Annotated in this window: 20 protein-coding genes; 15 read left to right on the plus strand and 5 right to left on the minus strand. The window is 66.1% G+C overall.

Annotation, left to right across the window (positions count from 1 at the left end):
• The first annotated feature begins 15 nt into the window (after positions 1–15).
• From ACZ5BH_RS06915 to ACZ5BH_RS06950, 8 genes are all read left to right on the plus strand, one after another.
• Complete coding sequence (locus ACZ5BH_RS06915; protein WP_464888525.1) at positions 16–1,977, plus strand: tetratricopeptide repeat protein; 1,962 nt, start codon at positions 16–18, stop codon at positions 1,975–1,977.
• Positions 1,974–4,805, plus strand: a complete 2,832-nt coding sequence (locus ACZ5BH_RS06920; protein ID WP_464888526.1) for a tetratricopeptide repeat protein — start codon at positions 1,974–1,976, stop codon at positions 4,803–4,805. Before ACZ5BH_RS06915 ends, ACZ5BH_RS06920 begins: the two co-directional genes overlap by 4 nt.
• The gene (locus ACZ5BH_RS06925; protein WP_464888527.1) at positions 4,792–5,412 is read left to right on the plus strand and encodes a tetratricopeptide repeat protein; all 621 of its coding nucleotides are present in this window, start codon (positions 4,792–4,794) and stop codon (positions 5,410–5,412) included. Before ACZ5BH_RS06920 ends, ACZ5BH_RS06925 begins: the two co-directional genes overlap by 14 nt.
• Positions 5,409–5,684 carry a hypothetical protein gene (locus ACZ5BH_RS06930; protein ID WP_464888528.1) on the plus strand — a complete coding sequence of 92 codons (276 nt, stop codon included), beginning with the start codon at positions 5,409–5,411 and terminating at the stop codon, positions 5,682–5,684. The genes ACZ5BH_RS06925 and ACZ5BH_RS06930 overlap by 4 nt, the downstream gene beginning before the upstream one ends.
• A gap of 225 nt (positions 5,685–5,909) precedes the next feature.
• Positions 5,910–6,551 (plus strand): MotA/TolQ/ExbB proton channel family protein, encoded by a 642-nt coding sequence (locus ACZ5BH_RS06935; protein ID WP_464888529.1) that lies wholly within the window; start codon positions 5,910–5,912, stop codon positions 6,549–6,551.
• A 1-nt stretch (position 6,552) separates the two neighbouring features.
• The gene (locus ACZ5BH_RS06940; RefSeq protein ID WP_464888530.1) at positions 6,553–7,056 is read left to right on the plus strand and encodes an ExbD/TolR family protein; all 504 of its coding nucleotides are present in this window, start codon (positions 6,553–6,555) and stop codon (positions 7,054–7,056) included.
• A gap of 231 nt (positions 7,057–7,287) precedes the next feature.
• Positions 7,288–7,806 (plus strand): ExbD/TolR family protein, encoded by a 519-nt coding sequence (locus ACZ5BH_RS06945; protein ID WP_464888531.1) that lies wholly within the window; start codon positions 7,288–7,290, stop codon positions 7,804–7,806.
• A complete protein-coding gene (locus tag ACZ5BH_RS06950) occupies positions 7,803–8,732 on the plus strand; it encodes a TonB family protein (protein ID WP_464888532.1) in 930 nt (309 codons plus the stop codon). The genes ACZ5BH_RS06945 and ACZ5BH_RS06950 overlap by 4 nt, the downstream gene beginning before the upstream one ends.
• A 97-nt stretch (positions 8,733–8,829) precedes the next feature.
• Here the strand turns inward: ACZ5BH_RS06950 and ACZ5BH_RS06955 are convergent, their stop codons facing one another.
• Both ACZ5BH_RS06955 and rep read right to left on the minus strand, forming a co-directional pair.
• Positions 8,830–9,585 carry a phosphoribosyltransferase gene (locus ACZ5BH_RS06955; protein WP_464888533.1) on the minus strand — a complete coding sequence of 252 codons (756 nt, stop codon included), beginning with the start codon at positions 9,583–9,585 and terminating at the stop codon, positions 8,830–8,832.
• Between the two features lie 98 nt (positions 9,586–9,683).
• A complete protein-coding gene (rep, locus tag ACZ5BH_RS06960) occupies positions 9,684–11,699 on the minus strand; it encodes a DNA helicase Rep (protein ID WP_464888534.1) in 2,016 nt (671 codons plus the stop codon).
• Between the two features lie 373 nt (positions 11,700–12,072).
• Between rep and ACZ5BH_RS06965 the strand changes: the two genes are divergently transcribed.
• Positions 12,073–13,446 carry a KamA family radical SAM protein gene (locus ACZ5BH_RS06965; RefSeq protein ID WP_464891204.1) on the plus strand — a complete coding sequence of 458 codons (1,374 nt, stop codon included), beginning with the start codon at positions 12,073–12,075 and terminating at the stop codon, positions 13,444–13,446.
• Between the two features lie 166 nt (positions 13,447–13,612).
• Here ACZ5BH_RS06965 and ACZ5BH_RS06970 read toward each other — a convergent pair whose 3' ends face one another.
• The gene (locus ACZ5BH_RS06970; RefSeq protein ID WP_464888535.1) at positions 13,613–14,083 is read right to left on the minus strand and encodes an aminoacyl-tRNA deacylase; all 471 of its coding nucleotides are present in this window, start codon (positions 14,081–14,083) and stop codon (positions 13,613–13,615) included.
• 128 nt (positions 14,084–14,211) lie between these two features.
• On the opposite strand from ACZ5BH_RS06970, the gene ACZ5BH_RS06975 reads away from it, so the two are divergent.
• The 3 genes from ACZ5BH_RS06975 to ACZ5BH_RS06985 are packed head-to-tail and all read left to right on the plus strand — an operon-like array spanning position 14,212 to position 16,768.
• Positions 14,212–15,090 (plus strand): alpha/beta fold hydrolase, encoded by an 879-nt coding sequence (locus ACZ5BH_RS06975; RefSeq protein WP_464888536.1) that lies wholly within the window; start codon positions 14,212–14,214, stop codon positions 15,088–15,090.
• Positions 15,087–15,581, plus strand: coding sequence for a thioredoxin family protein (locus ACZ5BH_RS06980; protein WP_464888537.1), 495 nt, complete (start codon positions 15,087–15,089; stop codon positions 15,579–15,581). The genes ACZ5BH_RS06975 and ACZ5BH_RS06980 overlap by 4 nt, the downstream gene beginning before the upstream one ends.
• Positions 15,578–16,768 (plus strand): hypothetical protein, encoded by a 1,191-nt coding sequence (locus ACZ5BH_RS06985; RefSeq protein WP_464888538.1) that lies wholly within the window; start codon positions 15,578–15,580, stop codon positions 16,766–16,768. Before ACZ5BH_RS06980 ends, ACZ5BH_RS06985 begins: the two co-directional genes overlap by 4 nt.
• Positions 16,769–16,911: 143 nt before the next feature.
• Here ACZ5BH_RS06985 and ACZ5BH_RS06990 read toward each other — a convergent pair whose 3' ends face one another.
• A complete protein-coding gene (locus ACZ5BH_RS06990) occupies positions 16,912–17,625 on the minus strand; it encodes an NUDIX hydrolase (RefSeq protein ID WP_464888539.1) in 714 nt (237 codons plus the stop codon).
• Positions 17,626–17,759: 134 nt separating this feature from the next.
• On the opposite strand from ACZ5BH_RS06990, the gene ACZ5BH_RS06995 reads away from it, so the two are divergent.
• From ACZ5BH_RS06995 to ACZ5BH_RS07005, 3 genes are all read left to right on the plus strand, one after another.
• Positions 17,760–18,797: a bifunctional nicotinamide-nucleotide adenylyltransferase/Nudix hydroxylase gene (locus tag ACZ5BH_RS06995; protein WP_464888540.1), complete on the plus strand. Its 1,038-nt coding sequence runs from the start codon at positions 17,760–17,762 to the stop codon at positions 18,795–18,797.
• 67 nt (positions 18,798–18,864) lie between these two features.
• Entirely contained in the window at positions 18,865–20,238 is a 1,374-nt protein-coding gene (locus ACZ5BH_RS07000) for a nicotinate phosphoribosyltransferase (protein WP_464888541.1), read from the plus strand.
• 104 nt (positions 20,239–20,342) lie between these two features.
• Positions 20,343–21,119 carry a hypothetical protein gene (locus ACZ5BH_RS07005; RefSeq protein ID WP_464888542.1) on the plus strand — a complete coding sequence of 259 codons (777 nt, stop codon included), beginning with the start codon at positions 20,343–20,345 and terminating at the stop codon, positions 21,117–21,119.
• A 39-nt stretch (positions 21,120–21,158) separates the two neighbouring features.
• On the opposite strand, the gene ACZ5BH_RS07010 is transcribed toward ACZ5BH_RS07005, so the two are convergent.
• Positions 21,159–22,586, minus strand: a complete 1,428-nt coding sequence (locus ACZ5BH_RS07010) for a Glu/Leu/Phe/Val family dehydrogenase (protein ID WP_464888543.1) — start codon at positions 22,584–22,586, stop codon at positions 21,159–21,161.
• Positions 22,587–22,591 lie beyond the last annotated feature (5 nt).

Genomic DNA, 22,591 nt, shown 5'->3' on the forward strand with positions numbered 1-22,591 from the left:
CAGGCCAGGTATTCCATGTCTCTGAAACCCCTACGCGGGTGGCTGCCGGCCCTGCTGGCAGGCCTCCTTCTCGTGCCGGCCCCCGGTCGCGCCGGCGAGCCGGGCGAAGTGCGGGATCTCGCCTATGGCCTGTCTCTCTATCATTTCTTCCAGGATCGCTACTTCTCCGCCATCACCGATCTGATGGCCGCCCGTCAGCGCCAGCGGCTCGCGCAACAGCAGGACGAGGCGGATCTGTTGTTGGGCAGCCTCTACCTGGCCTACGGCCTGGAAAAGCCCTCGGGCGCGCTGTTCGAGCGGATCCTGGAACGGCAGGTGGCGCCGGCGGTGGCCGACCGGGTCTGGTTCAATCTGGCCCGCCTGCGCTATGAACAGGGGCAGTACGCTCAGGCAGTGAAAGCCCTCGAACGGATTGGCGATGGGCTGCCGGCCGAGCGGGAAGCGGAGCGGCAGAACCTGCTGGCCAACATCCACCTGCGGCGGGGCGAATACGACCAGGCCATCGCCGTGCTCGCCGACTTCGCCGGCGAAGGGGCCTGGAAGGCCTATGCTCGATTCAACCTCGGCGTGGCTCTGGTGAAGGCCGGTCGCGAGGAAGAAGGCGCCCGGCAACTGGAGGCAATGGGCCGGATGGAGGCCGCCACCCCGGAACTCAAGGCCCTGCGCGATCAGGCCAATACGGCCCTGGGGTTTGCCTGGCTGCGGGCCGAACGGCCCGGCCAGGCCGCCGATGCCTTCGCCCGGGTGCGCCTGCGAGGGCCCCTGTCCAACAAGGCCCTGCTGGGCATGGGCTGGGCCCGGGCGCGGCAGAACCGGTTGCCGGCGTCGCTGGTGCCGTGGCTGGAGCTGAAGGCGCGCAGCCCCCTGGATCCGGCGGTGCAGGAATCCCTGCTGGCGATCCCCTACACCATCGAGCGGTTGGAAAAGCCCAAGCTCGCCCTGGTCCACTACACCGAGGCCAGCGTGCGTTACGAACAGCAGCTCGCCGAGCTGAAACGGCTGCGCGAGGCGGTGGCCCGGGGCGAGCTGCTGCAGGCCTTGCGCCCCGGCAACCTCGACGACGAAAGTGGCGATTCCCTCTACCGCGGCAGTCTGCCACCGGCCCTGTCGGTGCCCTACCTCTATCGGCTGCTGGCTTCCAACGCCTTCCGCAGCGCCCTGCGCAACCATCAGGATCTGCAGTATCTGCGCTACGTGCTCGGCCGCTGGGAACGCTACCTGCCCGTATTCACCCTGATGCTCAGGGAGCGGCGCACCGCCTACGAGAAGAAACTGCCGGCCGTGAGCAGCGATCTGCTGCTGGAGCGGCTCGAGGACTTCCGCCGCCGCCGGGCGGAGCTGGCCGCCGAGGTGGCGCGGGTGGAGCGCGAAATCGATCTGCGCGCCCTGGCCGACGAGGACGAGGCCGAATGGCTCGACGTGCTGGCCGACGTGCGCCGCCGTCTCGAGCGCCTGGGCAGCGGCGCGGATCTGGAAGAGGAACTGGCGAAGTACCGCCTTTTCAAGGGCATCCTGATCTGGCGCATCGAGTCGGACTTCGTGCCGCGCCTGTGGCGCCTCAAGCGCGGCCTGCAGCGGCTCGACGAGGCTCTGGCGGAAACCGAGAAGCAGTATGCCTCCCTGCAGCGGGCCTGGAAGATCGCGCCGCGCACCTTCGAGGGCTTCGACGAGCGGATCCGCGGCCAGTACCGGCGCATCAAGACCCTGCAAGGGCAGGTGGAGGCTGCGCTCAAGGCCCAGCAACGGGCCGTGCAGACCCTGGCCCTGGCGGAAATCGATCGCCAGCAGGACCGTCTCAAGAGCTACCTGGTACGGGCCCGTTTCGCCCAGGCCCGGCTCTACGACAAGCTCATGAAGATGCAGCCGCCGCCGGCGGATCTGATCGCCCCGCCGGATGAGCGGCCGGGTGCGCCCCGGCCGGCCGACAAGGCGCCGGCCGCAGACGCGGCCCCGGCGGCCGGGGAGGCCCGGCCGTGAACCGTTGTCTGGCCCTGCTGCTGTGCCTTGGCCTGGCCGGTTGCGCCGGGCCCGACACCGGCCCCACCATCGGCGAGCTGAAGGCCGACAAGCCGCTGGTGCTCGAAGAGCCGACCCTCTCGCGCATCCAGCGCGACGAGGTGATCCGCAGCTACGAGCTGTTTCTCGAATCGGCCGAGGGCGGGCCCCTGTATCCCGAAGCCATGCGCCGGGTGGCCGATCTGGAACTGGAACAGGGCGAACAGGCCAGCGGCGGGGCCCAGGAGACCATCGAGGCCGCTGCGGCGCAGTCCCTGGCCACCGCCATCGAGATCTACACCACCTACCTCCAGTCCTACCCGCAGCGCAAGGACAACGATCTGATCCTCTACCAGCTGGCCAAGGCCTACAGCCTGCGCGGTGATCTGGACAAGGCCCTCGAGACCATGAACCGGCTGGTCACGGAATTTCCCGACACCGCCTACCTCGAGGAAATCCAGTTCCGCCGTGGCGAACTGCTGTTCACGCTGCGCGACTACGCCGGCGCGGCTGCCGCCTACCGGGTGGTGGTGGATCGTTTCCCCGATTCGCTGTTCTACGAGAAGGCCCTCTACAAGCTCGGCTGGTCCGAGTTCAAGCTGGAGCGTTACGCGCAGGCGGTGGACACCTTCATCGTGCTGCTGGATCGCAAGTACCGGCAGGGCGCGCTCAGGGCACGCAGTCTCTCGCCGGACATCAAGCGCGGCGAACGGGAGCTGATCGAAGACACCCTGCGGGCCGTGAGCCTGGCCTTCGCCAACCAGGCCGGGGCAAAGAGCATCGCCCGATATTTCGCCCAGGCCGGCAACCGGGACTACGGGCCGCTGCTGTATCGCAAGCTGGGCGAGCTGTTCCTGCGCCAGGAGCGGATCCTGGATGCGGCCAATGTGTTCATGGCCTTCGTCGAGGGCAATCCCCACAGCCCTCTCGCGCCGGCCTTCCACACCGATGCCATCGACGCCTACACCCAGGGCCGCTTCCCCGAACTGGTGCTCAGGGCCAAGGAAGACTTCGTGCGGCGCTACGGTGTGGCTACCCGCTTCTGGCAGCAGCTCGACGAGGCCAGCCGCGAGAAGATCCGGCCCCTGCTCGCACGCCACATCCGCGAGCTGGCCACCCATTATCACGCCCAGGCGAAGAAAACCGGCAAGCCGGACGACTACCTGCGCGCGGCCGGCTGGTATCAGCGCTATCTGCACGCCTTCCCCGGTGACAGCCAGGCGGCGCAGATGCACTTCCTGATGGCCGAGGCCTACTACGATGCGAAGCAGTACGCCACCGCCATCGACGCCTACGAGGCCACCGCCTACGACTATCCGCAGCACGCCAAGAGCGCCGAAGCCGGCTACGCGGCGCTGGTGGCCTACGAGGACATCAAGAAGATCCTGCGCCAACGGGCGAAACAGAAGCAGGGCGCCGAAGACGCGACCCTCTATGACCCGCGGATCTGGCAGGAGCGGGCCACCGTGAGCGCCCTGCGCTTCGCCGACACCTTCCCCGAGGATGCCCGCGTCACCCCGGTGCTGGCCCGCACCGCCGAGGAACTGTTCGCCGCCAGGGACCATGCCCGGGCCGTGAGCACGGCGAAACTGCTGCTGGCCAGGCCGGACATCGCCCGGATGCCGAAACAGCGGCGGGTGGGCCTGGTGGTGCTGGGCCACGCCCTGTTCGAGCTGGGCCGTTACGCGGAGGCCGAGCAGGCCTACCGCACGGTGCTCAAGGGCATGTCGCCCAGGGACAAGCCGTATGCCGGGCTCTACGATCGCCTGGCGGCGAGCATCTACAAGCAGGGCGAGGCCGAGCGGGACAAGGGCGCCTGGCAACTGGCCGCCGCGCACTTCCTGCGGGTGGGCGAAGTGGTGCCGGCCTCGTCGCTGCGTGCCGTGGCCCAGTACGATGCGGCCACCATGTTCATCAAGCTGGGTGACTGGCCACGGGCCACCAGTTTGCTGGAAGACTTCCGCAAGCGCTTCCCCGGTCACAAGCTGCAGCGGGGCGTGACCGAGAAACTGGCCGTGGCCTATACGGAGACCGGCCAGGGCGCCAAGGCCGCCGGCGAGATGCTGGCCCTGGCCGCCAGCTCGCCTGATCCCGCCTACCGCCGCGAGGTGATGCTGCAGGCCGCGCAGCTGTACGACAAGGCCGGCCAGCCCGACAAGGCCGCCCAAGTGTACCGGGACTACGTGAAGAAGTATCCCTCGCCGCTGGGGCCGGCCATCGAGGCCCGTCACTATCTGGCCGAGTACCATCGCAAGCGCAACGAGGCGAAACAGTGGGGTCACTGGCTCAATGAAATCATCCGCGCCGATGCCCGCGGCGGCCGGGAACGCAATGCCCGTACCGCGTTTCTCGCGGCACAGGCCACCCTGCTGCTGGCCCGGCCCCACCAGCAGGCCTATGCCCGGGTGAAGCTCACCATCCCGCTGAAGCAGAGCCTGAAGAAGAAGAAACGGCTCATGCAGAAAGTGCTCAAGGCCTACCAGCGGGCCATGCAGTACAAGGTGGCGGCGGTGACCACCGAGGCCACCTACCGGATCGCCACCATCTACAGCGATTTCGCCCGGGCCCTGATGGATTCCCAGCGGCCGAAGGGACTGTCGGCGGACGAACTCGAGGAATACAACTATCTGCTCGAAGATCAGGCCTTCCCGTTCGAGGAGAAGGCCATCGAGATCCATCTGGCCAACGCCCGGCGCACCCGCGACGAAATCTGGGACGAATGGGTGCAGAAATCGCTCGCCGCGCTGGCGAAGTTCCAGCCCGTCCGCTACGGCAAACAGGAGGTCATCGAAGCCTATGTTTCGCCCTGATTCCGGAAGTCTGCTGTCCGGCTTGTTGCTCGGCGTGGTGGTGCTGTGGCTTGCCGGCTGCGCCACCGCTCCGCAGGAACCGGCGGGCACCGCGGCGAAGCAAGGCGCCTTGCCGCCCGCGGCGCAGGCCGCCTTCGAGCGGGCCCGCTGGTCGGTGGAGGCGGGCCGCGACCAGGAAGCCATCGATCTGTTCCGGCAGATGACGGTGAAATGGCCGGATCTGGCGCTCGGCCACGTCAACCTGGGCCTGCAGGAACTCAAGGCCGGCAACACCGATGCGGCCCTGGCCGCGCTGGAACGGGCGGTGCAGCTTGCGCCGGACGATGCGGTGGCCTGGAACCACCTGGGCGTGGCCCTGCGCCGCAAGGGCCGGTTCCACAAGGCCCTGGATGCCTACCGGCAGGCACTCAAGCAGCGCCCCGACTACGCCAACGCCTGGCTGAATCTGGGTATTCTCCAGGATATTTATCTGCAGGATCTGCCCCAGGCGCTCGAGGCCTACCAGCGTTACCAGAAGCTCACCGGGGAAGAGAATGGCGAGGTGAAGAAATGGATCGTGGATCTGCAACGGCGGATCGCGGCCGAGCAGAAAGGGAAAGCGGGATGAAACGGATCCTGATCGCCCTGCTGCTCCTGGCCGCCATTCCGGGTCACGCCGAAGACGTGATCGAGCTGGAAGGCACCGAAGTGCGCGGCAACCAGGAGCTGCCGCACATGCTCTACATCGTGCCCTGGAAGCCCTCGAAGCTGCCGGCGCTGTCGGAGCCGCCGCTCAAGAGCCTGATCGACGAGGCGCTGGAGCCGCTCGACCGCCGCGAGTTTCGCCGCCGCGTTCGCTATTACGAAAACCTGCAGGCCCCGGCGCGCGCGGCAAAATGAGAACGGGTTGGCACTTTTGCGGGCCGGACCCGCTGCGGCAGGGAAAATGTGTTAATTATTCCCCGCAACGACCGTTATCCGAAGATACCGGGCCGGGCGGGTCACCCGCGGGTGAGCGCGCCGTCGTCGGCAGGTTCACCTCGAGCTGTGATCCCCCTGCAGCGGCCACCACGGCCAACGTGACCGCCTTGCCATGAATTCGTCGCATCCCAGGAGAAATGCACCATGTTCACAACCGTCATCGACTTCTTCCAGAAGGGTGGGCCGTTCATGTATCCCATCCTGCTGGTGCTGGCCATCGGCGTGGCCATCGCCATCGAGCGCTGGCTGTATCTGTCGGTCGCCCGCCGCAACAACCGCCGGATGCTGGCCAAACTGATGCCGATCCTGCAAAAGGGCGACTTCCAGCGCGCCTATACGGAAGCCTCCAAGTCGAAGACCGCCGTCAGCCACATGCTGAATCAGGGGCTGGCACGCATGAAGAGCGCCACCTCCCGCGACGAGGTGGAGATGGCCATGGAGGAATCCATGATGGAGACCATCCCGCGGCTGGAGAAGCGCACCCACTACCTGGCCATGTTCGCCAACATCGCCACCCTGCTGGGTCTGCTCGGAACCATCATCGGCCTGATCAAGGCCTTCACCGCCGTCTCGCAGGTGGATCCGTCCATGAAGGCGGAGATCCTCTCCACCTCCATCTCGGTGGCCATGAACACCACCGCCTTCGGCCTGATCGTGGCGATTCCGCTGATCTTCATCTACACCGTGCTGCAGACCAAGACCACCGAAATCGTCGACAGCCTGGAGATGGCCACGGTGAAGTTCGCCAACCTGATCATGCAGCGCAAGAACATCAGCGGTCAGTGACATGGCAGGCAAGCGGCGTCTGCGCATACGCAAGCGGCACCCGGCCGTCGAGCTGAACATCACCGCCTTCATGAACCTGATGGTGGTGCTGGTGCCGTTTTTGCTGATGACGGCGGTGTTCACCCACATGTCCATCCTGGAGTTGAACCTGCCGGGGCGGGACGAGGCGAAGAACACGCCGAACAAGCCGGGCTTCGAGCTGCGGGTGACCATCCGCAAGGATGCCCTGATCCTTTCCGACAACAAGGGCGGCCTGATCAAGCGCATCCCCAACACCCCGGAGGGGCCGGATTACGCCCGGCTGACCGAGACCCTGAAACTGGTCAAGTCCCGCTTTCCCGACAAGACCAATGCCACCATCCTCGCCGAGAAGAATACCGCCTACGACACCCTCGTGCAGGTGATGGATGCGGTACGCATGTATCCGGTGATGATGGACGGCGAACTGGTCCCGGCCGAACTGTTCCCGAACATCGCCATCGGCGACGCCCCACGGCGACGCTAGATACCTGATCCGGAATATGTGTCATTTTGTTGCTGGATACTTAACCCGAGGCCGCCCTCATGGCTGGAGGGGTGTTGCGTGACACGCCATAAATACATCCCTGTAGGCTCTACGGCCGCATCCCGGCGGCCGAAGGTCACGCAACACCCCTCCAGCCATGAGGGCTTCGTGCCTGTAGCCACGTTTGATCCATGTTTCAGAACAGTTGCATAGACGGACTCACAAACGACGATGAAAGAATCACGACGCATTCGCCGGATGGAACGGCACCACAAGCGCCGCGAGGACCGCAACGCCTCGTTGAACATGGTGTCGTTGATGGACATCTTCACCATCCTTGTGTTCTTCCTGCTGGTCAGCGCGGCGAACACCGAAGTGCTGCCCACCCCCAAGCGCCTGGTGCTGCCCGAATCCACGGCCCAGAAGGCGCCCAAGGAAAACCTGGTGATCATGGTCAACCAGGAGTCGATACTGCTGCAGGGGCGGCCGGTGGCCCGGGTGGCCGATGTGCAGCGGGATCGCAATCAGGTGATCCGTGGCCTGCTGGTGGAACTCAGGCGTGAAGTGGCGCAGAAGAAACGCCAGAGCCGTGGCCGCTTCGATCCGAAGAAGCAGGGCGTGACCATCATGGGCGACAAGCAGATCGCCTATGCCCTGCTGAAGAAGGTGATGGTCACCTGTGCCTCGGCGGATCTCACCAACATCTCGCTGGCGGTCACCCGCAAGTCGCCGGAGGACGTGGCGGGATGAGCGAAATCTATTACAACGAACCGTTCCTGCCCTGGGTCGAGAGCGAAAACGATCGGCGCTTCAAGCGCATCGTCACCATCTCGATCATCGTGTTCGGTCTGCTCGGGATCGTCATCGGTCTGCTGCCGGTTCCCGAGCCCGAGCAGAAGTCCCTGCAGGAAGTGGCCCCGCGCCTGGCCAAGCTGATCCTGGAGAAGAAGGCGCCGCCGCCTCCGCCGCCGAAGCCGAAGGTCAAGAAGAAAAAGGCCGCCGAGAAGCCCAAGCCGAAGAAGAAGGTGGCGAAGAAGCCCAAACCCAAGGCCAAACCGAAGGCCGAGGCGGCGCGCAAGAAAGCCGAGCGCACCGGCCTGGTGGCCCTGAGCGACGAGCTGGCCGATCTGCGCGAGAGTTTCGACATGAGCGCCCTGGCCGACAACAACCTGCAGAAGCACACCGGCAAGACGCCCATCGTCAGCCAGAGCCAGGTCATCTCGGCCAGGACGGCTGCCCGCGGCAGCGGCGGCATCAACACCCGCGCCCTGTCCCGCGCCACCGGCGGCTCGGAGCTGGCCAGCCGCAAGACCACCGCGGTCAAGAGCAACCTCCCTCAGGGACGCGGCGGGGGCAAGGTGACCCGCGGCAAGGGCAGCCGTGGCCCCGTGCGCAACCAGAACGAGATCGAGCTGGTATTCCAGAAGCACAAGGGCGCCATCAACCGCATCTACCAGCGGGCCCTGCGCAAGGATCCCACCCTGCAGGGCAAGCTGGTCCTGGAGCTGACCATCGCCCCCAACGGCACCGTGACCCGGGTCCGCATCCTCTCCAGCGAACTGAACGATCCGGAGCTGGAAAAACGTATCCTGGCCAAGGTAAAGCGTTTCCGCTTCAAGGCCCGCAAGGTCGAAACGGTGACGGTGCGCTACCCCATCGACTTCCTGCCCAGTTAGTGGCGAGGGACGAGGGACGAGGGACGAGGCCGTGGCTCTCGTACAATCGCGGCTTGCGCCGCTCCTACGGTGGTGACGTCAGGTGGCGGCGCGGCCCTCAATCTCCCGCCGCTTCGCTGCCCAGCGCTTGCAGGATCGCTTCCACCTCTTCCTCGCTCACGTCATGCCAGTGCCGGTAGGCGTCGGCCACGGCGTAGCTGAAGCCGCCGCGGATGTTGGGGCAGACGAGCGTGTCCACCTCACGGGCGAGTTGGCGGACCGATTCGAGGTGGCCGGTGGGCACGGCGATGACGATGGCCGCGGGCTGGCGTTTCTTCAGGGCCGCCAGGGCGGCGCGCAGGGTGGAGCCGGCGGCCAGCCCGTCGTCCACCAGGATCACGGTGCGGCCTGCCAGATCGGGAAAGGGCCGACCGGCACGAAAGCGCCGCTCGCGGCGTGCCACCTTTTGTTGGGCCGCGCTCACCCCGGCCTTCACGGTGGCTTCGTCCAGGCCGTAGTGGGCCACGTAGTCGGGGTTGATCCACACGCTGCCGTCGAAGGCCACGGCGCCGTAGCCGGCTTCGGTGGTCCAGGGCAGCAGGACCTTGCTGGCCACCAGCACGTCCAGCGGCAGGTTGAGGGCGCGGGCGATGGGCGCCGCCACCGGCACGCCGCCGGCGGGGATGGCCAGGATCAGCGCATCCGTCTCCCGGTAGGGCGAGAGCATCGTCGCCAGCCGTTCGCCGGCGTCGGTGCGATCGCGGAAGACATGGATGCGATCGCGCAGCGTCGGGGCCTCGATCACGTTGTCGGGCAGGGTGTTCATGGCGTCGATGTGGAGGCCGGAGTGGGCCTGATCAACCGCGGAAGGCAATCCGACGCATTTTATCGCGGCTTGCGCCGCGCCTGCCCGCAGCGGGAATCCCTGCGGCACAAAAATCCTCTTTGCGTTCTTCGCGCCTTTGCGTTGGTTCAGGACTCGGCCAGCATGGCGCGCAGGTTGGCCAGGTGGGCGAGGCCGCGTTGCTGTTTTTCGGCGGGGTCGGTTTCCACGCCTTCGCCGGCCCATTGCAGATCCTCGGCGGGCAGTTCCTCGATGAAGCGGCTGGGCTGGCAGTCCACCTTTTCGCCGTAGCGCTTGCGCTGGGTGGCGAAGCTCAGGGTGAGGGACTTGCGGGCGCGGGTGATGCCCACGTAGGCCAGGCGGCGTTCCTCTTCGATGTTGTCTTCTTCGATGCTGGAGCGGTGGGGCAGCAGTTCCTCTTCCATGCCCACCAGGAACACGTGGGGGAATTCCAGGCCCTTGGCCGCGTGCAGGGTCATCAGGTGTACCCGGTCGCCGCGTTCGTCCTCGTTCTCGCGCTCCAGGGTGTCGATGAGGGTGAGCTTGGCCACCAGGGTGGGCAGGTCCGCTTCCGGATCGTTTTCGGCCATGCGTTCCAGCCAGGCGAGCAGTTCGTTGACGTTGTCCATGCGCCGGCTGGCCTGGGCTTCGTCGCGGCTGTTGTCGAGCAGCCAGGTCTCGTAGCCGGTGTCGTTCACTACCCGCCTGGCCACGCTCACCGTCTCGCCGTTGTCCATGGCATGGCGCAGGTCGAGGATCCAGTCGCAGAAGCGTTGCAGGGCTTCGCGGGGCCGCGGGCCGAGCCGTTCGGCCAGGCCCAGTTCCAGGCTGGCGGTGAACAGGCTGTGGCCCCGCTCGGCGGCGTAGGCGGCCAGTTTTTCCATGGTGGCAGGCCCCAGCTCACGGCGCGGGGTGTTGACGATGCGCAGAAAGGCGTTGTCGTCGTCGGGATTGGCCAGCAGGCGCAGGTAGGCCATGATGTCTTTGACTTCGGTGTAGGCGAAGAAGGAGGTGCCGCCGCTGAGGTAGTAGGGGATGTCGTGTTCCCGCAGCAGCCGCTCGAACAGCCGCGACTGGTGGTTGCCCCGGTAGAGGATGGCGTAGTCGCTGTAGCGGCTGCGGTGGGTGAAGCGGTGATGAATGATCTCGGAGACGATTTGCTCGGCTTCGTGTTCGTCGTTGCGGCAGCGCAGCACGCGGATGGGATCGCCGTAGCCCAGTTCGCTCCACAGTTTCTTCTCGAAGGTGTGGGGGTTGTTGGCGATCAGGGTGTTGGCGGCGCGCAGGATGCGCCCGGTGGAGCGGTAGTTCTGCTCGAGCTTGATCACGGTGAGATCGGGAAAGTCTTCCTGCAGCAGGGCCAGGTTCTCGGGCCGGGCGCCGCGCCAGGCATAGATGGACTGATCGTCGTCGCCCACCACCGTGAGGTTGCCGCGCACGCCCACCAGCTGGCGGACCAGTTCGTACTGGGTGGCGTTGGTGTCCTGGTATTCGTCCACCAGCAGGTAGCGGATGCGGTTCTGCCATTTCTCGAGGAGGGCGGGGTGCTCGCGGAACAGCAGCACCGGGAGCATGATCAGATCGTCGAAGTCCACCGCGTTGTAGGTTTTCAGGTGGTGATTGTAGGCGTCGTAGAGGCGCGCGGCGGCCACCAGGGTGGCATCGCCCTCGGCCTCGGCCAGGGCCTGCTCCGGCAGCACGAAGGCGTTCTTCCAGCCGGAGATCCGCCAGAGCATGGATTCGGCCTGGTTGCCGTGATCGCCGAAGGCCTTGACCATCAGTTCGCGCAGCAGGGCGGTGCTGTCGCTGTTGTCGTAGATGGAGAAGCCCGGCTTGTAGCCCAGGGTCTTGAGTTCCTGGCGGATGATGTCGAGGCCCAGGGTGTGGAAGGTGGACACCCGCAGGCCGCGGGCCTTGGCCTTCGGCACCAGCTCCGCCACCCGGCTCTTCATCTCCCGCGCGGCCTTGTTGGTGAAGGTGACGGCGGCGATGTGCCGGGCCTCGATGCCGCATTCGTCGATCAGCCAGGCGATCTTGTGGGTGATCACCCGGGTCTTGCCCGAACCGGCGCCGGCCAGCACCAGGCAGGGGCCGTCGAGATGGCGCACCGCGGCGCGCTGGCGGGGATTGAGGGACGAGGACATGAAATTGCCGGACATCGAAGTGAACGGCCATTGTAGGGGGCGGGCCGGCGGGCGTCGAGATTGACATTCGGCACGCGGTGCTTCTTTTCCCTGTCCTTTGCAAGTGATTGTTTTGCAAGGAATGCGCCGTTCCGCTGCGGGCGCCGGCATTGAAACCCCCGAGGCAAAATGTTAACTTGTGCACATTATTTCACCAGCAATGCCGCGCCAAACGCTGCCGGCCGACGCATCGCGAGTCGATGTCCGTAACAACCCCGTTGGCCCGGTTCAGCTTCTTCCCGGAACGTGCCTGAGCGCACTGCCGTAGATTTGGCGGCCGGGGCCTCGTGCAACCCGGTTCAGGCATGACCGAGAGGAGCAGCCCGTGACACCCGTGCAATCCCTGCAGCGCAAGGCCGTGGCCGAAATCACCGCCGAGCCGCCCCGTTTCCAGGTCTTCACCGAGCGCCATCTCGATCGGATCCCCCAGATTGCCCGCCTGCCCGAGGAGGCGCGGTTCGCCATGCGGGTGGTGGCCAAGGTGCTGCCGTTCCGCGTCAACCGCTACGTGCTCGACGAGCTGATCGACTGGTCGGCGGTGCCCGACGATCCCCTGTTCCGGCTGGTCTTCCCGCAGGCCGGCATGCTGGCGGAGGCCGATTTCGCCGCCGTGGCCGACGCCCTGCGCAAGGACGATGCCGCGGGGCTGGCCGCCACCGTGGCCGAGGTGCGCCGGCGCCTCAATCCCCATCCGGCCGGCCAGCAGGAACTCAACGTGCCCCGGCTCGACGGCGAGGCGCTGCCCGGTGTACAGCACAAGTATCGCGAGACGGTGCTGTTCTTCCCCAGCCAGGGCCAGGTGTGTCACAGCTACTGCACCTTCTGCTTCCGCTGGGCCCAGTTCATCGGCGACAAGGAACTGCGCTTCTCGGCAAAGGAGGCCGAGCACCTGCACCGTTACCTGCAGGCCCATCCGGCCATCAGCGATCTGCTGGTGACCGGCGGGGATCCCATGGTCATGAAGACCAGCCATCTGGCGGCCTATCTCGAACCGCTGCTTGCGCCGGAATTCGCCCATGTGCAGACCGTGCGCATCGGCACCAAGTCGCTGAGCTTCTGGCCCCAGCGTTACGTGAGCGATGCCGATGCCGACGATCTGCTGCGCCTGCTCGAGAAGCTGGTGCGCGGCGGCAAGCACGTGGCGCTGATGGCGCACGTCAATCACTGGCGGGAGCTGGAGACGCCGGTGGTGCGCGAGGCCATTCGCCGTCTGCGCGATGCCGGCGTGGTGATCCGCACCCAGGCGCCGCTGCTCAATCACATCAACAACGATCCGGCCGTGTGGGCGCGCATGTGGCGCGAACAGGTGGCCCTGGGGCTCGTGCCCTATTACCTCTTCGTGGAGCGCGATACGGGCGCCCGCCATTACTTCGAGGTGCCGCTGGCCCGCGCCTGGCAGGTGTATCGCGAGGCCATGCAGCAGGTCTCGGGCCTGGCCCGCACCGCCCGCGGGCCGTCGATGAGCGCCGGGCCCGGCAAGGTGGAAGTGCAGGGCGTGACCGAAATCGGCGGCGAAAGGGTCTTCGTGCTGCGCTTCATCCAGGCCCGCAATCCCGACTGGGTGCAGCGGCCCTTCTTCGCCCGTTACGACGAGCAGGCCACCTGGCTGGATCAGCTGCAGCCGGCCTTCGGCGAGAAGACGTTCTTCTTCCAGGAGGAATACGAGGCCATGTGCCGCGGCGAGATCCCGCCGCGGGTGACGGGCTGAGGGCGCGGATTCCTCGTTTTCTCCATAGGCGCGGCGCCCCGCCGCGTTGATTCGGTAGCAAGTGGCGAGTAGCGGGTTGCTGGGGAAGCAAGGATTTCCCGGCTACCCGCTACCGTCGTCCGGTCGCGGCGAGGGCGCCGCTCCTGCGGTTCAACCGCGTCCCGCCTCACAGATGATGGCTGAAATAGCCGTGGGGGGCGTCGCTGGTCAGTTGCTGGAAGTCCCGGCCGGAGATGTGCACCAGTTCGGTGTGATCGCCGGCTTCGAGATAGATGTCTTCGTAGTCGGTGAGGGCGTCGTCCACCACCGTTTCATAGCCGTAGGCCTCCGGTAGCGGGGGGATGGCGCCGAGATCGCAGTCCTCGAACAGATCGGCGATTTCCTCCTCGTTGGCGAACTGCAGGTTGCGGCCGAGCTGGCGGTTGAGGGCTTCCAGTTCCAGTTCATGGGTGGCGGGGATCACCGCCATCAGGTAACCCTTCTCGTCTTCCAGCACCACGCACTTGGCCAGCTGATCGCCGGGCACGTGGGCGGCTTCGGCGGTGTGCAGGCTGTCGAAGGCCGGCTCGTGGTGCAGCAGCTCATAGTCCACGCCTTCCCATTCCAGGTATTCCAGCAGGGTCAGTGAGATGGTCATGACGCGCTCCCTCCCTTCGGTTGGTTAGGCGTCGTGCGGGTATTGCCACGCAGCGGTTCGTGGCCTTGGCGCCGGGGGACAATCCCCGTATTCTCAATATAGACCAGTCCGCCAGAGAGTGAAGCCGCGTGGAGACGAAAAAGACCCTGCCCCTGGACGGCTTCACCCTGACCTACTGGCTGGACCGGCCAGCGCAAGCCCGGCACACCCTGGTGATGCTGCACGGCCTGGCCTCCAACCACACCCGCTGGTCGGAGTTCGCGGCCCATACCCGGCTGCGCGGGCGCTGGACCCTGCTGCGCCCGGATCTGCGCGGCCACGGCGAGTCGATGTATCGGGGCCGGATCAGCCGGCCCCGCTGGGTGGCCGATCTGCATCGCCTGCTGGCGGCGGAGGGGTTGGCCCCGGCGGTGGTGGCGGGTCACAGTCTGGGGGCGGAAATCGCCCTGGACTGGGCCGCGCGCCAGCCGGCGGACTGCGCGGGGCTGATCCTGGTCGATCCGGTGGTGCCGCAGAGCCTGCGCGGTGTGCTGGGCGTGCTGCGGCGCCTGCGCTGGCTGCTGTGGCTGCCGATTCTGCTGCTGTGGCTGGGCAACGCCCTGGGCTTGCGCAAGCGGCACTTCCCGCAGCGGGATCTGTGGGCACTGGACCGGCGCACCCGGGCCACCCTCGCCGCCCACCCCGAGCTGTCCATCGCCGATCTCTACACCAAACCCCGGGCCGACTTCCCCTACATTCCGCTGGCCAATTATCTGCAGGATCACTTCGAGGTCAGCCGGCCCCTGCCGCCGCTTGCGACCATCCGCCAGCCGGTGCTGGTGATCCGCTCCCGGGGTTCCGCCCTCGAAACGGGCAACGGCAGCCGCCGGGCCCTGGCCCGCCTGCCCGATGTGACCTTCGCCGAGGTGGATTGCGATCACTGGCCGCTGACCGAGAAACCGGACGAGGTTCGTGCCATCATTGATTCCTGGTGTCTGACACGCTTTCCCGACGAGGCCGAGACATGAACAGGTTCCGGGCGTTCTTCTGGTCCTTGCTGCTGCTCATGGCGCAGCCCCTCTATGCCGATCCGCCGGCTGGCTATCCTTTCGTGCACTACGACGAGGGGCTGAAGCGGGCGGCGGCGAGCGGGCGACCCATCTTTCTCTATTTTGGTCGTTACGGTTGCGGGTATTGCGGCAAGGTGAATGCCGAGACCTTCAGTTCGCCGAAGGTACGCGAGGTCTATACCCGCCACTACGAGCTGGTCTATCTGGATGCGGAGAGTGGTCGTCGGATCCGCCTGCCTTCCGGCGAGTGGATCACCGAGAGCGAGCTGGGGGCGCGGCTGAACGTGTTCTCCACGCCTGTCTTCCTCTACCTGCAGCCCGATGGGACGCCGATTTTCCGTGCGCCCGGCTACAAGACCGTGGCCGATCTGCTGGCCTTCGACCGTTTCATCCAGAGCGGGGCCTGGCGCCGGCAGACCATCAACGAATTCCTGGAGCAACAGCGATGAGATGGCTGGCCGTGGCGGGCGGTCTGTTGTTTGCCTTGCCGGTCATGGCGCTGGAATTCCTGCCGCCGCGGCTGGTGACGGAAGTCTCCGCTTCGGCCTTCCTGCATCTGGACGGCAGTGGCCGCCGGCTGCTGGCGGTGCGGGACGGGATCATCGCCGTGGTCTGGGAGGACAGCCGTGATGGCCGCCCGGCCGTCCGCGCCGCCTTCGCCACCGGGGATGGCGAATTCGGTGTCCCGCAGCGGCTGTCGGGGACCGTGCCGGCCTTCGAGCCTGCCGTGGCCCCGCTGGGGAAGGGCTTCGTTGCCTGCTGGGAGGAGGCGGCGCGGATCCACTGCCGGCGGATCAGGCGCGAAGGACGGGGCCCAGTGCGGATTCTGGGTGCGGCCGAGGCTCGCCAGATCAGTCTCGCTGCCGCGCCGGACGGGACGGTGGCGGCGGTCTGGGCCGAACGGGCCGGGCGTCACTATCGGATCGTCAGTGCCCGGCTCGTCGTCGATGGCGATGGCTTGCGCCAGCGCGGACGACAGATTGTGGACGCCACCGCCGGGGGGGCGGATCAGCTCTATCCGGCCGTGACCGTGACCCGGCATGGCACCGTGGTGGCCTGGGAGGATCGCCGCCAGGGCGCCACCCGGATCTTCACCGCCTTCGCCCCGCCCGGCGCGGCCTTCGGTCGCTGGTCGCTGCTCAACGACTTCCGGCCCTCGCGGATCCGCCGTTTCGGCAACGGCACCGGGGCCATGCGTCCGGCCCTGGCCGGCGACGACGCCGGACGGGTGAGCGTGGTGTGGCTGGACAAGCGGGACTTCGAAGGCGGATACGACGTGTATGCCGCACTCAGTCCGGATGGCGGCCGGCACTTCGGCCATGATGAGCTGGTTCAGGATCCGCTCGGCGAGAACACGCCCCAGTGGCATCCCGCCGTAGCCATGACGCCCGCCGGCCACATCGTCGCCGCCTGGGACGACAGCCGCGAAGGCACGTCCGACGTGTGGTACAGCGAACGCGGGACCGATGGCTGGTCTGACGACGAGACCCCACCCGGCGGCGAGGGGGCGGCCCGCCAGACCCATCCCGCCCTGGCCTGCGATGGGGACGGCTCCCTGTTCCTGCTTTGGCGCGAGGAAGCGGGCGACCGGATCCGCCTGTGGCTCAGTCGGGGGCGTGTTCGGGACGGTCCCTGACAATCATCTGTTCAAGGCACCAGACCTGCCGGGCCGCGGGAGCGGGTGCAGGGTGCCATTTCCGGGCCTGGTCTGGTGGCGCTACGCAGGTTCATCGACGCGTGATGCCTGCTGCGAAGATCCGGTTGAGGAAAAGGGCACGGTCAGATGCTGCGGGCATAGAAGTGGGTCTGCATCCCCGGGCGTACCCGGTACAGACGGGCCGGTCGGGTTTTCTCCCGGCGCATTTCTCCGGTTTCTTCCAGCAGGCCGGATGCCTCGATGCGGCGGCGGAAAGCCTTGCGATCCACCTTCCGCCCCATGAGGATTTCATAGGCCCGTTGCAGCTCGCCGAGAGTAAAAACCGGTGGCATGACATGCACGGGAAGGGTGCTGTAACCGGCCTTGTTGCGCAGGCGAGTCAGGGCATGGGTCAGCAACAACGTGTGGTCGAAAGCGAGGGAGAGTTGCTGTGCCTCGTCTACCGCAAACCAGCGGGCTTCGCTGACGTGCCGGGCCCGGGCGTGGGTGATCTCCGGAGACACGAGAGCGAAATAGACCACGGTCACCGACCAGCCACGGGGATCGCGACGGGCGTTGCCTACGGTTTCCAGTTGTTCCAGGTAGGGTGAGTCCAGGCCTGTCTCGGCGTCCAGCACCCGGCGGGCAGTGGCTTCCAGATCGGAATCACGCCGCACGTCGATGAATCCTCCCGGCAGGGCCCAGCGTCCCTGGAAGGGATGTTCGGCGCGTTTTACCAGCAGGATCTGCAGGGCGTTCTCGCCAAGGCTGAAGATGCACAGATCCACTGTGGTCAGGGGCACGTCGTAGTGGTGGATGTCGTAGCGTGCCAGGTATTCCCGTTCGGTTTCGTTCATTACACCTTCTCCGCTTGACATTGTGGCCCTGAGCCACTATCTTTTCTGCAACGTGCGACGGGGCTCGTCGCGCCTCTTCCCATTACCGTCGCCGGAGAGACCGGCCACGGCCTGACAGCAAGGGGCTTGCTGACATGAATTCGACACCGGATTTCGATTTTCTGGTCTTCATTGGCCGTTTCCAACCCGTTCACCTCGGTCACTTGCAGGTGCTGCGCGAAGGGCTGCGCCGCGCTCGCCATGTGGTGGTGCTGATTGGGTCGGCCCACATGGCGCCGACCCTGCGCAACCCCTGGGCGCATGCCGAGCGCGAAGCCATGATACGCGGGGCGTTCGACGAGGCCGATGGCCGTCGCCTGCTGATCGCCCCGTTGATGGACGTGCCCTACAACGACGAGGCCTGGGTACGCAACGTCCAGGCTACCGTGGAAGGTCTGGTCACCGCCCATCACGACCAGCCCCACCGTGAACCGCGGATCGGACTCATCGGCCATCGCAAGGATCACACGGCCTATTACCTCAAACTGTTTCCCCAGTGGGAATCGGTTGCCGTGGACAACTATCGCGGTATCGACGCCACGGCGGTCCGAACGGTCTATTTCCGGGGCGAGGACGGTTGGAAGCGCATGGTACCGGAGAACGTGGTCCGCTGGCTGGAGCGGTATCGGGACGGGGAGGGTTTCCGCTATATCCGCGAGGAGCAGGCCTTCATCGAACGTTACCGCGCCGGCTGGGCAAAAGCGCCGTATCCCCCGGTATTCGTGACGGTGGATGCCGTGGTGGTGCAGTCGGGGCATGTCCTGCTGGTGGAAAGACGCGCCCGTCCCGGCAAGGGCCTGCTGGCCTTGCCCGGCGGGTTCGTGCAGCCGGACGAGCGCCTGGAAGCGGCCTGCCTGCGTGAATTGCGCGAGGAGACTCGGCTCAGGGTGCCCGCACCGGTGTTGCAGGGGCATGTTCGTGCACGCCGGGTGTTTGACGAGCCCAACCGATCCAGCCGCGGGCGCACCATCACCCATGCCTTCTACATCGAGCTGCCACCAGCGGAAACCCTGCCAAAGGTCAGGGGAGGTGACGATGCCCGTCATGCCCGCTGGCTTCCGCTGGCGGCGCTCGAACCGGCCCGGCTGTTCGAGGACCACTATTTCATCATCCGCGAGATGACCGGCACCTGACCGGTCGCTCGTGCCACAGCGGCCCGGGACAGACCCGGGCCGTGCAACCGACAGGAGGGACTCCGTCATGCAAAACCCCATACTCAACGTCGATTCCTACAAGGCATCACACTATCTGCAGTATCCACCGGCAACCCGCTATGTCTCCAGCTACATCGAGTCACGCGGCGGCCGGTTCGAGGAAACGGTGTTTTTCGGTCTGCAGATGTTTCTCAAGGAAACCCTGGCACGGCCGGTGACGAGGGAGGATATCGAAGAAGCGGCCGAGGTGCTCGAGGCACATGGCGTGCCTTTCAACCGGACCGGTTGGGAACACATCCTCGAGGTTCACGAGGGACGCTTGCCCATCGTCGTGCAAGCCGTTCCGGAGGGGAGCGTGGTGCCGGTGCGCAATGTCCTGGTCCAGGTGATGAATACAGATCCGGAAGTGCCCTGGCTGACCAGTTACGTGGAAACCGCCATCCTGCGCGCCGTCTGGTACCCCACCACGGTAGCGACACTGTCCCGCGCAGCCAAGCAGATCATCCGGCGCTACCTGGAAGCGACGGCAGAGACCCTCGAGGGGTTGCCGTTCAAGCTGCATGATTTCGGTGCACGCGGGGTCAGTTCACAGGAGACGGCCGCCATCGGTGGTGCTGCACACCTGGTCAATTTTCTGGGTTCGGATACCCTTTCGGGTGTGCTGGCCGCGCGGCGTTACTATGGTGAGCCGATGGCCGCCTTTTCGATTCCCGCCGCAGAGCACAGCACCATTACCACCTGGGGGCGGGATGGCGAGAAGGCGGCCTACGCCAACATGCTTGCCCGGTTCGCGGGACCGGGGCGCCTGGTGGCCGTGGTGAGCGATTCCTGGGATCTGTGGCACGCCATCGACAACTTCTGGGGCCGTGAGTTGCGAGATGCCGTGCGCAACAGTGGCGGCACATTGGTGGTTCGCCCGGACAGCGGGGAACCCGTGACCGTGGTCACCGAAACCATCGAGCGACTCATGAAGTGGTACGGCTTTGAAACGAACAGCAAGGGGTACCGTGTATTGCCACCGGAAGTGCGGGTCATCCAGGGCGATGGCATCTCGCTCGAAACCATCGAGTCCATTCTGGCGGCGATGAAGGCGCGCGGCCTGAGCGCCGACAACGTGGCATTCGGCATGGGGGCGGAATTGCTGCAGAAGGTCAATCGGGACACGCTCCGTTTCGCCATGAAGGCGTCGGCCGCCGAAGTCGCGGGACAGTGGCGGGACGTGTTCAAGGATCCGGTGACCGACAAGGGCAAGCGATCCAAGGCCGGGCGCCTGGCTCTGATTGCTGATCCGCAGGCCGGTTACCGCACCATTCGGGAAGACGAACTGGGTGGTCGCGAAAACGCACTGGTCACGGTGTTCCGCGATGGCCGTCTTCTGACCGACTGGCGGTTTGCGGAGATCCGCGAGCGCGCCGCGTGAGTGAGAGCCCGGGGTCGATCGGTGGCCCCGGGCGAGAACCGGCCTACCCCGTGCCGAATTGGCGAGAAAAACCCGAATCATGGGGCAGGGAAGGAGGATGGAACATGGATTTTCTGACGGGAATCGGTTGGTCGATCGGGGCAGTCGTATTCAGTGCCGGACTGGGCTGGCTATGGCTGGGGCCGTGGGAGCGCTGGCGGGAAAAGCGCGCTGAACGGTATGTGGAACGGCGACTGGCGCACTTCGCCCTGATGTTGGGTCCCCACCGCTTGCCGAGTCGTTATACCCCAGAGGAGCCGCAACTGCTCACGGACGGGTTGTTCTGGGAAAGAGACAGGGAAGGATACTGGCTGCTCGAGCGGGAGCGAGGTCAGCCCTTTTATACGTTTCGTGGCGACGAACCGGATGATCTGCTGGTAGAGTCGGTATTTCAGGCACTTGGGTCTTGCGTGGGACGGAAGCTGCAAGCTGCGGGTTGCCAACTTCCAGAAGATCGGGAAACGCTGATCCTGCCCATGGAGCGCGCCATTGTTCGCCAGCTGGCACCGGAATGGCTGGAGCGCATCCGGTTTCGGCAATCGTTGATGATGTGGTACAGGGCTGCGCCCTTGTCCGTCACGGCACGGGTTCTGTCCGGGCGGACAGCCGGAGGGTGGTATCAGGTTCGCAGAACCGCGGAAGGAGACTTCTATCTTTGTTCGCCAGAAAAGCACCATTATCCGCTGGTAGCGGGGGATACCATCGTCGCGGATTTTCCGGCTCTGTTCGCTGTCCAGGCAGAGAACCGGTTTGCCGAGTATCTGCAGTGCTTCAATGACGATTTGCATCAGGGAGTAGCGTGGCTCATTCCCTCGCCAGCGGCGGAAGAAACTGGGACATGACCTAACGAGGGAGGCGCAGATCGCCGGGCGGGTTGGCGGCTATTGAGCAACGGGCGGGACCGGGGCCCGGGCCAGGCCCAGTTCGTAGTAGGACAGGGCGATCTTGCCGATGGCGATGGCGTAGGCGGCGGTGCGGTAGTCGCCCAGATCCGGCTGGCTGCGCAGGGCGGTGCGGATGTCCTGGAAGGCGGTGCGCATGGTGTCGTCGAGGCCCGAGCGCAGCAGATCCCGTTCGCTGGCGCCGCGCACCAGGCGCTTGCGCATCGCCGGCGCCACCTTGCGGCCGGTGAGTGCTTCCAGGGCTTCGATGAGGGCCTGGCCGCGCAGTTCGTCGTAACGGCGCTGCAGGCGGCCGAAGCGCATGTGGGAGAGGTTGCGGGTCCATTCGAAATAGGAGACGGTCACGCCGCCGGCGTTGACATAGATGTCGGGCAGGATGCGGATCCCCCGTTCGCGCAGGATGTCGTCGGCGCTGTAGGTCACCGGCCCATTGGCGGCCTCCACGATGAGCCGGGCCTGGATGCGCATGGCGTTGCCGGCATGGATCACCGACTGCACGGCGGCGGGGATCAGGATGTCGCATTCCTGCTCCAGCCCTGCATCGCGGTGCTCGCTGTATTCACCCCCGGCAAAGCCCTTCACGCCGCCGGTCTCGGCCAGGTGGCGGCGCACCGCCGGCACGTCCAGGCCGTCGGGGTTGGCGATCACGCCATCGCGTTCGATGATGGCGATGATCTTCGCGCCGTCTTCCTCGCTGAGGAACTTGGCGGTGTGATAGCCCACCTTGCCCAGCCCCTGGACAATGATCCGCTGGCCCTTCAGGCCGTCCTTCAGACCGGCGGCCTCCACCTCGTCGTGATGCCGGAAGAATTCCTGCAGGGCGTATTGCACGCCCTTGCCGGTGGCCTCGGTGCGCCCCGGCACGCCGCCGCGGGCCAGGGGCTTCCCGGTCACGCAGGCGTCCTGGTTGATGTCTTCGGGATAGAGGGTCTTGTAGGTGTCGGCGATCCAGGCCATCTCCCGCGACGAGGTGCCGAGGTCGGGGGCGGGGACGCCGGTGGCCGGGCCGATTACGTCGTGGCGCGCCAGTTCCATGGTGAACTGGCGGGTGATGGCGTGCAGGGCGTCTTCGTCGTAGTCGGCGGGATCGAGGCACAGCCCGCCCTTGGCGCCGCCGAAGGGCACGTCGGCCAAGGCGCACTTGTAGCTCATCAGCGCCGCCAGGCCTTCGATTTCGTTGGCGTCGATGGCCGGGGCGAAACGCAGTCCGCCCTTGGCCGGCATGCGGTGGGTGCTGTGCACCGCCCACCAGCCGGTGAAGATCTCGGGCTTGCCGTCGAGGCGCACGGGAAACTTCAGTTGCAGGAGGGAGTCGCAGGCCTGGACGATCTTGGCGGTGTCCGGATCCAGGCCGATGGCCAGGGTGGCCCGATCCACCATGCGGTCGATCCCCTCGAGGAAGGACATGCTTT

This window comes from Thioprofundum lithotrophicum (genome assembly GCF_055387065.1).